We start from the raw sequence: 11596 nt of genomic DNA on the forward strand, positions 1-11596 counted from the left end.
GGCACCAGCCGCATCACCCGTTACGGACGTAGGACTCCGCCTGTTCCAGAGTCCATGTCCCTTCCGCGAGCCGTTTCAGCGCGTGCCCGGCGGAACGGGGCGGCGCACCCCGGGACACGGTGTCGGCGAACGACGTCACCGCGCTCAGGCGAGCCGTCAGCTCGTCGCACTCCGCCGCGCGCAGGGCCGCCGCTCCGAGCGGGGTGAGGTGGAGGGTGCCCCGGTCGCCACCGCGCTGTTCGACCAGCCCGGACCACAACAGGGTCGGCAAGGCGTCCCGGACCTCGTCCGTGTCGAGGTCCCGGGCCGCGTAGGACTCCGGCGCCGTCTCGGGAGCCGGTAGGTCACAAAGGTCCATTTCCCGCAACAAGTGTTGCTGGAGCGGCGACAGTTGGCCGCTGGGAACAAGCATGCCTCCAGTATTGCGCGCGGCGGGCGTCCCGGCGCCCCGACACAGAGGAGTTGATACGGCGATGCGGAACACTCAGAGCATGCCGGCGACCAAGGTGGACCTGATGCCGACCGGGACTCCCGTCCCTGACCGTGGCAAAGTGCTCGGGCAAGCGATTCCGTTCGACCGAGCCCGTTGGATGCCCCTTCTGCCCAGCGCCGACTGGTGGCCGCCGGAGCTCGATGACTGCCCGACGGTGGCCGGTCGGCGGAGAGTCGACCGCAACACGGTCTTCGGTGTCGCGCGTCGCTCGGCCACCGTCGAAGGCCGTCGGCATTTGCTGATCGCCGCCCTCGTCTGGGGCACGGGTACCAAGGCCCGGTCGGTCACACGTCGCGCTGACATCTTCGCGGCCGCCTCCGCCGGGGACATCGACGCGCGCCTGGAGGCAGGGCTGAGCACGCTCCGGGAGGAGGGCCCCGTCGCGGCGTACTACGCCTTCAACAACGACCAGCACATCAAGTACCTGGGCCCGGCGTTCTTCACGAAGGTGATCTACTTCGCCGGTCACGAGCAGGGTGAGGGAGCGTGGCGTCCGCTGATCCTGGACCGTTTCGTCGCCCTGGCGCTGCGGGCCGCCGACACCGGCGAGATGTGGCCCACAAGCGGTTGGACGACGCCGTGGTACCGCCGGTACCTGTTCCTCGCCCACGAGTACGCGCAAGGAGCGGGTGTCCTCCCGGACCAGATTGAAGCCGCGTTGTTCGCCCGCGGCAAGCAACTTGCGTGATCTCCAGGAAGTGCCTCGTGCGGTAGTACGCCGAGCTCAGTTGTCCGGCTGATCCACGGAGTCGGACGGGGTGGGCGTCGGCAGCGCCTCCTCCTCCCGGAGCAGTTCGAACACGCCGATCGCGTCATCGTCCTGCACGAGGTCGGCGTCGCCGTAGTCAAGGTCACCGGTCAGGTCACCACCCGACTTCTCGATCAAGAAGCGTTCGCGATACGCGTCGCGCGCCGAAACGGCGATCCGATCGATGAGCATGTAGCTCAGCCCCGCGCCGACAGCCATGCCGGCGATGGGCACGAGCTGCCCGAGCTTCTTCTTCGGTAGCTGCTGCGTGAACTTCGCCGCGAAGGCCTGGGCGATCTTGGTGAGAACCTTCTCGTTCAACTTGGCCCAAGGAGCGTTCCTCACCAGCAACTGGGTGAGTTGAGACAGCTCGGCGTAAGCGGCCGTCTTCGCCGATGTGCCCGTGGACAGTCCGAGAGCGATCACGGACATCACGAAGATTTCCTCTTCGGGATCGCTTGGGTCGTAGCCGTAGTAGAGAGCCGTGGCGGCGACCGTTCGAGTGGAAAGGGCAAGCATCATCGCGGTGTCGGCGGCCATCGCCCCGGCTACGGTTCCGAATCCGGGTGCGGCACCCGCGCCTGCGCCGGCGATTGTTCCGGCGCTGGCGAGCACCTCGCCGCCTGTCACGGCCGCGGCGGAGCCAAGGCCGGTTGCAGCTGCCGAGAGCGCGTGGCCGTACCGAAGCAGGTTGTGCCTGGTGACCTCATCGACGACGCGCAGGTCGAGCTCACGGATCTCGTCCAACCCGGCGACGTCATGTCCGGCACGTCCATACTGTTCGACGACACGTTTCTTGCTCACGGTCCGGCTTGCGGTGTCTCCCACAGCCTTGCCGAGACCCCTTGCGGCTCCGCCGTAGGCGGCAGCCACTTTGTCGGCGCCCGGGGCGCTTTTCACCTTCTGGCCGAGCGAAGCGAGTCGGTCCCGGGCCGACTGCGGAATGATCTTCCTCGCCTCCTTGCTGAGGGAGGCCGCCTTTCGCTTCTGGAGTTTGTCCCACTCCTGTTGTTCGTAAGCAGAGAGAGTCATGTCATCGCCCCCCGGTATCAAAGTGTCTGAAAGCAGTCCCGCATGATCGCGGCCATGAGTCCACGCCGCTGGAAGAGGAACTTGTCGCAGCTTCCCTCCGTGACCTCAGCCGGGTTCGCCGGGCCTTCACGGCTTGGAAGGCCCCGAGGGCGGCAGTTCGCGGTGAGAACGGCGCTTACTTCGGCCTCGTCTTCGGTCTGGCGTCGCCGACTCCGGGTAGGGGACGTGCACCCTGCAAAGGGTTCTTCGCCTTCTTCCCCTGCCGCGTCTTCTTCGCTCGGGTCGACTGCTTTGCGGCCGCAGTCTTCTTCGCGTCCGCCGCCTCCTTGGCGCGTCTGCTCTGCCTCGGCTTCCGCGCCGGTTTTTCCGATCGACTATCCAGCCAGCGGCGGGTGGTCACCATCTCGGCGACCAGTTCGCTGCGTTGTGGTTCCGGCAGCCTCGTCAGTGCCTCTTCCGCCCGCGCCATGAGAGCTGCGGCGTACCTGGGCCTGGGTCCGCGCCTCTGCCGTGCGCTGCGCAGGGCGTGCCGGATCTCCGTGTCGCGGAGGAGGGGAACACCGACGAGCCCTTTCGACTCCGGCTTCGGCCGGGCCGTGGGCTGTCTGACCGGGCCGCCCTGGACATGCACGATGGTCTGGTGCTGAGCGGGCTCCGCACCCTGCTGAGCGGCGAGCTGACCGTCCGCGGTGAGCGGCAGCCGCGGCGGGGCCGTGCGGGACGGTACCCCGTGCACGGCGAACGCCCGGTCCGCCTCACGCTGACACCATCGTTTGAGGACCGCCGCCGTCGCGGGGACTCCGCAGCCGACAGCGGCTACCACATCCCCCAGGTAGGGCGGCGGGTCACTCTCCCCCGTCCTGATCAGCGCCGACAGCAGCGGGCTCCCCTCACCGCCACCGGCATGCTCAACGGCGAGCAGCAAACCGACACGGTCCGGGGCGGACAGACCGAGCAGGTCGCTTCCGGCGGTTCGGGCCAGCGCCTCCCAGGTGGGCCGGGTCCGGAACCTCGCCGCGCTCAGCAGCGCCTCCCTCAGCGCGAGCACCTGCTCCTCGCGTGACCGCCGCACCGGCGCTCCCCTGTGCCGGGCTTCTCTCTCGGCGGCGGGGCCGGTACCCGCACGGCGTCGCGGCCGCACTCCCGGGAGCCGAAGCCCCTCGGGGGTCATCGCACAGGCGTCGAGGGGCACCCAGTCGGTGCTGCGCCGGGGGTCCTCCGCCCGGAGCCGGATGCGTCGTACCGCGCCGTGGGTCTCGAAGCGGAAGCGGAGCAGGTATCCGTGCTCGTCGTACAGCTCCTCCATGGTCTCCGGGTGGGCCGTGCCCGGGCCGAAGACCCAGTCGAGGGTGGTGGATTCAGGAGCGAGCCGCCCGCGGGCCTTCTGCCACTCGGCGTGCGCGAGCCTGCTGAACTGGAAGCGCACGTGCTGCCTTGCCCCGCCCACCCGGAAGTCGACAGCGTCTCCTGGGCCGGTTCCGAGGTCGCGTGAAGTGGTCCGCCCATTCAGCCTGTTGCGCCCGGCCCACGCGGCGAGGTCGTCCTTGATGAACAGATGGTCGGCGCTGGCCGCACCGGTGGCCGTACGGTGGCAGGAGGTGTGGGGCCGGTGGGCGAAGTGGCAGACCTTGTCGCGATACAGGCGGTCCGACAGCTCGTTGCCGCAACCGTCGAGCTGGGTGCCGCACCAGTAGGTGTAGGCGGGATGACGTCGGCGCCACCGGGTCAGTTCGTCCGCGTCGGTCGGCAGGATGATCGCGCGCCCGGAGTTCCGACCTCCGATCACCGCGGTCTGCACGAGTCTGCCGTCCGAGCCGTTCACGCGTTCCCCCCGGGCCAGGCCGCGCCTGCCAGGAGGGCGGGCAGCGGTTGATCGCACTCAGTATGTGATCCATGCACTCAGTTCACAAGAGGTGCGCCGCCACTTCGAGCATTCGAGCTACGGTCGGAGGGCCGGTGGCACAGGTTCAACCGTCGTCGGATACCGAGACCGGGAGGGCACATGCAGAAGGGCACGCTGGAGTACGAGCAGGCTCTGGACGCCGTGGTCGAGATCCTGCGTTCACGGGCACGCCAGGGCGCGGCACCCATTCCGTACGGTGATCTGAGCACCGAACTTGAACGGCTCGGTCATCACGTCCCCGCTCACGAGGGGCCCATGCCCTACCCGTTGGAGGACGCCTCGGTCCGGGAGAGCCCGGACGGGTCGCTGCCGCTGCTGTCGGCCCTTGTGGTGCTGAAGGACAGCGGGTGGCCGTCGGGCGGCTTCTTCAAGCTGGCCCGGCGCGCACCGTACAAGCGGCCGGGTGATGACGTGCTGTTGTGGACCCGGGAGCTCCAGAAGTTGGCGGAGCACTACGGCGGTCGCTGACGGTCCTCCCCCCTCGTCAACGTTGCGGCGGCTCTCGCCGGGCAGCCTGTCCCGGACGAGGGGTGGCGGGCCTCACCAGTGCTGTGACCGTGAAGGTTCGCCGGGGTGGTCGCGATGCCCCCTCCATCACCGAGTGTTGGACAGCCCAACCTGCCCGGCGGTCGAGCATCCTGACGTCCTCCCTCAGTGGGTGCGCCCTCCTCCGCAGGGCGGAGGCAGCCCGCCGTAGTGGACGACGCGCGGCTGCCATGTTCAGAGCCAGCATGTACGTCATGACGACAGCCAACACTCCCCTCCCCACCGCTGCACCCGCGCCTGTCTGGGCTCGCCGCGCTGCCCACGCCATCGCGCTGTGCGCGGTCCCGTCGGGTCTGTGGCGCATCGCCATGGCATCCGGCGTCTATGTGGGCTACAGCGACCAGGTGCTGCGCGACGTCTTCGACATCCCGGGCTGGGGCATTGCCTACGTCGTCGGTCTGTCCGTCCTTGCCGAGCTGGCGGCTCTGTTTCCGCTGCTGCTCGTCAGCGACCGGTGGCGGCCGCTGCGCCCTGGGGCCCTCGCCGCGCTTGCCTGGACCGCCTCGGGCGTCCTGGTCCTGGTGGCGCTGTGGCAACTCGTGGTCGCTTTCACCGTCGAGAGCCAGACATACATGTCGAGCGGTACGGCACAAACTGTCTGGGGCATCGCCTTCGCACCGCTGTTCGCCATCCCTGCCCTGATGACCGCGGTGACCTGGTCGTTCGCAAAGCGGCACCGGGCACGGGGACAGGCATAACCCTTACCGCGTGCTCGAGATCGGCTACGCCCTTTCCCTCGACCAGCGGGTGAAGGGCCGGCCGAGCCTGGTGGGGCGGGTGGTGGCCGTCTGGACGACGCAGTCCTCATCGTCATCACCGAGCAGGCGGGGACGGCCTCCCGCCCACCGAGGGTCCAGGCAGGCGAGACCGATCTCGTTGAACCGGTGGATCGCCTCCCGCACCGTGTCCTCGTCGTCCTGGACCAGCTGCGCGATCCCCGGCACGCGTTCCCGCCGGCACACGCCAGCAGCATCATCGCCCGCCGGTAGCGAACCAAGTTGGTACCGCCCCGGCGCACGATCTGCTGCACCTTCCGCCCTTCCTGATCGGTCAGTCTGCGCACCCGCACAGGCTCGGCCACCGCACCTCCAGCGGTCGGACGGACGTCATGCCCATCCAACCGCTGCAACCGCCAACCCGGCGAACCCATGCGGTCACAGCACTAGTCCGTGGTGCTGAGCCGCACCTCCGCCCAGACCGTCTTCGTGTACGCGTCCCGGACCGTGCGTCCCCAACGGTCGGCGTATGCCTCGACGAGGAACAGTCCGCGGCCCGAGGTCTCGTCGGCGGGCCGCGGTGTCACAGGCGGTGGCAGGCGCTCGGGGCGGGTGTCGGTCACCTCGACGCGGAAGCGGTCCGGCAGGCGGTGCAGCGTCAGCCGGAAGTCCCGGCCGGGGAGGCTGCCGTGGCGGACCGCGTTGGACGCCAGCTCGGCGGTGACAAGGGCGACGGCACGGGCGGGGTCGGAGTCGTACGGCAGGCCCGTCCACTCGGTGAACTGCTGCACGGCGAGGCGGCGGGCGAGGCTGGCGCCGCGCCGGGTGCTACTGAAGCGCAGGGTGAGTTGGCGGGTGGAGGTGAGAGACGGCTTCGCCTCTTCGGTCAGGTGATGGTGGGTCACGGTGTCAGCGTGGCGGGGTGGATGGCCCGCTGACCAGGTACGACGGCCGTACGTCGGGCTCGTCGTACGGAGTGGGCGGACCGTTGTGGGCCTGGTTGTACGGGGCTTGTACGGGCGTTGTACGGGTCCGGCGCGTGTCCCGGTTCCCGCGCCTCGCGTTGGACATGGACCGGTGGCGAGCGCGGCCGTGGCGGGGCGCGGAGCGGGATGGGAAGGGCGTGGGACTGTGAGGACGGTACGGGACGCACGGCAGACGCGGACGGGGCGGGGCGCGAAGGCGAAGGACGAGGGGCCCGATGTGCCGGGCGTGTGGTCGGCGTACGGGGTGCTGTTGCAGTACCTGCGGAAGCGGGCCGGGTTGAACCAGCAGCAGCTCGGGGATGCGATCGGCTACTCGCTGGAGCAGGTGGCCTCGGTGGAGCAGGGGCGGCGGCCGGCGAAGGTGGCCTTCACTGTGGCGGCGGAGCGGGCACTGGAGGCGGGCGGGGTGCTGGACGCGCTCCAGGGGGAGGTGGATCGGGCGAAGCTGCCTCGGTTCTTCAGGAACTTCGCGCTGATCGAGGCGGAGGTCGTGAGTCGGTTTTCTTACGATCCGCTGCTTGTCCCCGGGTTGTTGCAGACGGAAGCGTACGCACGGGCCCTGTTCGCCGGGCACTGCCCGCCGCTGAGCGAGGAGATCATCGAACAGCACACGGAGGCCCGACTGAGTCGGCAGAAGCTGTTGACGCGGGTGCCGCTCGCGGAGCTGTCCTTCATCATCGCGGAGGAGGCGCTGCGGAACCCGGTGGGTGACACGGAGGTCATGCGCGGACAGTGGCAACGCCTATTGGAGGTCGGCATGTTGCGGAACCTGGTGGTACAGGTCATGCCTGCCGCGTATGGGTTCCACTCCGGTCTGAACGGCGCGTTCGTGGTGCTGGAGACCAAGGAGCACCAGCACCTCGGCTACATCGAGTCTCAGGAAGTCGGGTGTGTCGTGCATGATCCCGCAGAGGTCAGTGCCTTCGGCTTGCGGTATGGCAAGCTGCGATCGCAGGCTTTGAACGGCGTCGAGTCCGCACGGCTCATCGAACGGTTGGTGGGAGAGACATGAGCGTGGAGCAGGTATCCGAGAGCGTGAGCGGGCTGCACTGGTTCAAGAGCAGCTACAGCGGATCGGGCGGCGGCGACTGCGTGGAGGTGGCTGCCGGTCTGGACGCCGTGTACGTACGGGACTCGAAGGCCGTGGGGGGCGGGCCTGTGCTGCGGATCGGCCAGGGTGAGTGGGCGGCGTTCGTGGCGCTTACGGTGGAGTAGGGCCGAGTACGGCTTCCGAGCAGAACAACGGGCTCGCTCACGTTAATTGAGGTGACGTGAACGAGCCCGTTGTCATGCCGACGGCTCAGAACAGGGCGCCCTCAGCGCCCTCACCGAAATCCGACCCACCTCGCGCGGCGAGCTGCTCCTTGCGCTTCTGGATGGCTTCGGGCGACGGCGGCGGCAGGTCCGGGTGCTTCTCTCGCGCCTTCCTCTCCGTCACGCCCTTGTGCAGCCCAAGGTGGACCTCGTCGGCGTATGCCTGATGGTTCAACTGGCGGAGGCGGTCGACGATCTCGGTTCGGGCGAGGAGGCCAATTGTGTAGCGAATTCCCTGGTCGGTCTCGTGAAAGCCGTGGTCGAGGGGGAATGTTTCGTGGGCGGGATCGGTGGGTGGGGTCTGGCTGGTCTCGTCCAACAGGTCGTGCCAGCCGTACGCCTCGACGGTGGCCTGATCGATCCTCTCGTGAATGCGCCGCAGCTCCACAATGTCCTCGTCGTGGCAGTCAGGACTGTGGATTAGATTGTAAGTATCAGTGAGACCCATGTTGCGAGCGATCATAAAAGTTCGACGATGACTGTCCAAAAGCGAACCGGACGCCCGCAGACGATCAGTAAGCGTTGGACGGACCAGCGTTTCCACCACGTCCGAGAGACTGTAATTGATACGGGTCTCCAGCGTAGACGTACGGTCCAGTGTCCACCAGAAATGAGGCGCGCTACTCAACAACGCGAGCAGGGCGGTGTCATCCGACGCGAAGACCCCGAGCCGGTGGGACAGAACTTGCCCGGTAGGCACCATAACAGGCATGACAGCCTTGCCAACAAGCGAGATGACAATGCAGCGCCTTAGTGGATTGACGGCCGCTCGCAACCCAGGGGCCAACTTCTCGTACTGCCACCACCGCTCTCGCACGGCCTTCTTATCGTCACCGAGTAGATCCCGCTGGGGTTTTACGTGCTTGCGGACGTACTCGAACACTGCCGGGAAGCACTGAGCTTCGCTCTGACTCATACCGCCGAAATCGATAATCTGTCGACTCGGGGCACAATCGGGATCATTACTCACGTCTTGGCCGGTCAGATAACCGAAGATAACATCCTTGGAACGGGCATCGGCAGCGATGAGCGAGGCCGCCTGGTCGGGCAGCAAAACGAATCCGATGCCATTCACATTGTTGCCCATGTAGGCAAGGCGTGCGCTCTGCTGTAGCCCTTCAACCCACGACCTCATGCGCGTGACGGGGTTGAGAGATGTCGTGATTCCGCTGGGGGCCGTGTGCCCATCAAGGACGGCAGGAATGCCTCCCGAGGGAGCCATCTTAGTCATCCAGACTGCACAGTACTCCAGAACAGCCGAATTCGAAGGCCACGGAGCGCTCTTGATCGCGCGCCTAATCTCCACCCCGACAGCAGCCAATTGATCAAGGCCCACCTCACGAGTATCACCTTGCGCCAAGGTGTTAGTTGCGATGATACCCGTCTGACCCAACCCATTCAGGAGTTCATGAACCCTAAGAGCAAAATATGCAACGAGGTCAGAATTACCTCGCACTTCATTGGCAAGGAAATCGACCATATATTCGCGATAGGCCTGACCAAGGGGAGCCGTGAGCTTTTTGCCACCCAGGAACGGAGGATTTCCGACGACGGCATCGAATCCCCCTCTCAAGGAAAACACCTCGGGAAACACCAACGGCCAATGCACCGGCCGCCGCTCCAACGCCCCCTCCGGCAGCTCCGCCCCCAGCCACTCCTCCGCCGTAGCCCGAGCCGCACGCACCACCTCGGAGTCGTCCTCGACCCCGTCCTCCATAATCCGCTGCACGATCCACGCAGCCCGGGGGAACAGGTCCCGAACCCGATCCCCGCCTTCCTCCTCATACCAAGGCACCCGCCCCGAAGCGCAAGTGGCCAGCGCCGCCCCCGCGATCAGGTCGCCCACCAGCCGCAGTCGCCGCGAGTGCCGGTTGACCTCCTCCAGACGCTCCCGCTTCTCCTGAAGCGCCGGCAGGTCGACGCCCTTGATGGCCGTGATCGCCAACCGCTCCCGGGTCAGCTGGTCCACCAACTGCCGTGCCTGTTCGGCCAGGACGTCGGTCTGCCCGGTCGGCTTCATGTGCACCGACTGGATCTGCTCCATGTCGTGCACGCCAAGCAGCGAGTCCCCCGCCACCAACCGGTCGTCCAGGAACGTGAACGGGCGCCCCGGGTCCATCGACACCAGCCACAGCGACAGCTTGGCCATCTCCACGGCCATCGGGTTGATGTCGACGCCATACAGGCAGTGCTCGATGATCTGCCGCCGCGCCTCGACCACGACCGGGTCCTGCTCCGCGTCCGCCGCCGTCACCGCGTCCACGGCCCGGCCCGCCCGGTAGGCCATCGCGTCTGCGCGGCCCTCCGACTCCCATGCCTCGATCAATCGGTCCGCCAGGTAACGGCAGGCCGCCACCAGGAACGCCGCCGAGCCCATCGCGATGTCCGCGACCTTCAGGGCGAGGATCTGGTCCGCCGACTTCAGGCGCCACTCCCCCGCGTCCGCCGTCTGGAGCGGCCCCGGCTCGTACACCAGTGGCTCCAGCGCGTGCAGCACGACCTCCTCCGCGAGGAAGCGGGGCGTGTAGTGCGTGCCCGTGTTCTTCCTCAGGGACGACTCCGTGACGTACAGCGCGCCGTTCGGGATGACCGTCGGCAGGCCGCGCAAGTCGTCGCGGAGGATGCCGACGAAGGGCAGGAGCCGTTCCGTCAGGGCCGGGTCCTTGGTCACCGCGTTCAGTCGGCGACGGGCCTCCGCCGCGTCCTCCGTCCCCAGGGGGGCGAGCCGCTTCTCCAGCTGGCCCGCCGTCGCCGGGGGCTTGGGGTCCTTCCACTTCTCGTGGACGGACTTCGCGAGCGTCTTCACGGAGCCGCCAGCCTTCGCTGCCAGCGTCTCCAAGTCCCGCAGGGCGACCTCGTGTTCCAGACCCTCGGGGCCGATCAGCCCCACCATGTGCTCGGTGGCCCGGCGGCCGTCGAACGACAGCAGGCCCTCGTACACGTAGCCGATCTGCTCGACGTCCAGCGCGCGGAAACTGAGCGTGCGGACCTCACGGTCCTTGCCCTTGCCGACCCGGACCTCCTGGACGGCCTGGAGCATGTGCAGGACCGTGCGGTCGTCGATCGGGAGGAGCGGGGTCGTGCGCTCCAGCCACGGGTACTTGTCCGGGTCGAAGATCGAGCCGTCGTACGCCGGGAGGTGAAAGCCGGAGCCCGGGTGGTCCACTCCCCCGTGCACGGCGTGGAAAAGGGCGATCAGACGGTGCCACGCGGACGTCGTGTGCTCCAGTGACGTCTCGCCCTCCTCGTCCGCCCGCGCCTTCAGCTCGTCGCGCAGGAAGCGGGCGGAGTAGGAGCGGGCGTAGACCTCGTTGTCCGCCGGGAGCAGGCCCCGCTCCTCCGCGAACAGCAGGAAGACGACGCGCATCATGACCGCCACCGCGCCGCGGTAGACCTCGCCCGCGCTCACCCCCGACGCGTGCAGGCCCGGCGACCCATGCTCGACCGCCCGCACGTCCGCGCGCCCGATGGCGTCCACGAGGAGTTCGACGGCCTGGCGAACCTGGACGCCGAGCGCTTCGGTGACGTCCTCGCCCGCCGCGAGGCTCGCCTTGAGCAGGCCGACGAGCGTCTCGGCGTCGTCGTACTCGAAGAACCGGCGGCGGCGCAGCAGTGAGACGAAGGCCCGTACGACGTTCCGCTCGGCGGCCTCGTTCCAGCCGATGGAGTCGAAGACGGCCGTGGTCGTGACGCCGCCGAGCGGGGCCCAGACCAGGCACCACCAGCGGCCGTCGGTGACCAGGCCGAGGGGGACGCCGTGGTGGCGCAGGAGGCGGGCCAGGCAGCGGGACTCCTCGGCGAGATCCGGGGCGTACTGCTCCTCGCCTGTCTCGGCCGCGTCGACGCAGGGCCCCGAGC

Annotated in this window: 10 protein-coding genes and 1 pseudogene; 5 read left to right on the forward strand and 6 right to left on the reverse strand. The window is 68.0% G+C overall.

The features are described 5' to 3' along the window. Positions 1-13: 13 nt before the first annotated feature. On the reverse strand, positions 14-358 hold the full coding sequence (locus ABT116_RS17620) for a hypothetical protein (RefSeq protein WP_351633990.1): 345 nt from the start codon (positions 356-358) through the stop codon (positions 14-16). A 157-nt stretch (positions 359-515) separates the two neighbouring features. Here ABT116_RS17620 and ABT116_RS17625 point away from each other — a divergent pair, with 157 nt between their 5' ends. Then, on the forward strand, positions 516-1181 hold the full coding sequence (locus tag ABT116_RS17625) for an 8-oxoguanine DNA glycosylase OGG fold protein (RefSeq protein WP_351634010.1): 666 nt from the start codon (positions 516-518) through the stop codon (positions 1179-1181). Between the two features lie 36 nt (positions 1182-1217). Here the strand turns inward: ABT116_RS17625 and ABT116_RS17630 are convergent, their stop codons facing one another. Both ABT116_RS17630 and ABT116_RS17635 read right to left on the reverse strand, forming a co-directional pair. Then, positions 1218-2273, reverse strand: a complete 1056-nt coding sequence (locus ABT116_RS17630) for an EcsC family protein (protein WP_351633992.1) — start codon at positions 2271-2273, stop codon at positions 1218-1220. A gap of 175 nt (positions 2274-2448) precedes the next feature. Further along, positions 2449-4095 (reverse strand): competence protein CoiA family protein, encoded by a 1647-nt coding sequence (locus ABT116_RS17635; RefSeq protein WP_351633995.1) that lies wholly within the window; start codon positions 4093-4095, stop codon positions 2449-2451. 180 nt (positions 4096-4275) lie between these two features. On the opposite strand from ABT116_RS17635, the gene ABT116_RS17640 reads away from it, so the two are divergent. Together ABT116_RS17640 and ABT116_RS17645 are read left to right on the forward strand one after the other, a co-directional pair. After that, on the forward strand, positions 4276-4644 hold the full coding sequence (locus ABT116_RS17640) for a hypothetical protein (protein ID WP_351633998.1): 369 nt from the start codon (positions 4276-4278) through the stop codon (positions 4642-4644). Positions 4645-4907: 263 nt separating this feature from the next. After that, the gene (locus ABT116_RS17645; RefSeq protein ID WP_351634013.1) at positions 4908-5420 is read left to right on the forward strand and encodes a hypothetical protein; all 513 of its coding nucleotides are present in this window, start codon (positions 4908-4910) and stop codon (positions 5418-5420) included. A 39-nt stretch (positions 5421-5459) separates the two neighbouring features. Here ABT116_RS17645 and ABT116_RS17650 read toward each other — a convergent pair. Beyond that, a pseudogene (locus ABT116_RS17650) lies at positions 5460-5803 on the reverse strand (helix-turn-helix domain-containing protein); the annotation flags it as partial. Between the two features lie 81 nt (positions 5804-5884). Further along, on the reverse strand, positions 5885-6343 hold the full coding sequence (locus ABT116_RS17655) for an ATP-binding protein (RefSeq protein WP_351634000.1): 459 nt from the start codon (positions 6341-6343) through the stop codon (positions 5885-5887). Positions 6344-6641: 298 nt separating this feature from the next. Between ABT116_RS17655 and ABT116_RS17660 the strand changes: the two genes are divergently transcribed. Together ABT116_RS17660 and ABT116_RS17665 are read left to right on the forward strand one after the other, a co-directional pair. After that, the gene (locus ABT116_RS17660) at positions 6642-7436 is read left to right on the forward strand and encodes a helix-turn-helix domain-containing protein (RefSeq protein WP_351634003.1); all 795 of its coding nucleotides are present in this window, start codon (positions 6642-6644) and stop codon (positions 7434-7436) included. Then, positions 7433-7639, forward strand: coding sequence for a DUF397 domain-containing protein (locus tag ABT116_RS17665; protein WP_351634005.1), 207 nt, complete (start codon positions 7433-7435; stop codon positions 7637-7639). The genes ABT116_RS17660 and ABT116_RS17665 overlap by 4 nt, the downstream gene beginning before the upstream one ends. An 85-nt stretch (positions 7640-7724) precedes the next feature. Here the strand turns inward: ABT116_RS17665 and ABT116_RS17670 are convergent. After that, positions 7725-11596, reverse strand: a 3872-nt coding sequence (locus ABT116_RS17670; protein WP_351634008.1) for an Eco57I restriction-modification methylase domain-containing protein, incomplete at its 5' end; no start/stop codon positions are given.

The sequence above is a fragment of the Streptomyces sp. NPDC002130 genome, assembly GCF_040296465.1.
GTDB lineage: Bacteria > Actinomycetota > Actinomycetes > Streptomycetales > Streptomycetaceae > Streptomyces.

Excerpts from the sequence above, each read along its gene's own strand:
- ABT116_RS17625 (WP_351634010.1), top strand. The coding sequence starts at position 516 with ATGCCGACCGGGACTCCCGTCCCTGACCGTGGCAAAGTGCTCGGGCAA.
- ABT116_RS17640 (WP_351633998.1), top strand. The coding sequence starts at position 4,276 with ATGCAGAAGGGCACGCTGGAGTACGAGCAGGCTCTGGACGCCGTGGTC.
- ABT116_RS17665 (WP_351634005.1), top strand. The coding sequence starts at position 7,433 with ATGAGCGTGGAGCAGGTATCCGAGAGCGTGAGCGGGCTGCACTGGTTC.
- ABT116_RS17645 (WP_351634013.1), top strand. The coding sequence starts at position 4,908 with ATGTACGTCATGACGACAGCCAACACTCCCCTCCCCACCGCTGCACCC.
- ABT116_RS17620 (WP_351633990.1), bottom strand. The coding sequence starts at position 358 with ATGGACCTTTGTGACCTACCGGCTCCCGAGACGGCGCCGGAGTCCTAC.
- ABT116_RS17630 (WP_351633992.1), bottom strand. The coding sequence starts at position 2,273 with ATGACTCTCTCTGCTTACGAACAACAGGAGTGGGACAAACTCCAGAAG.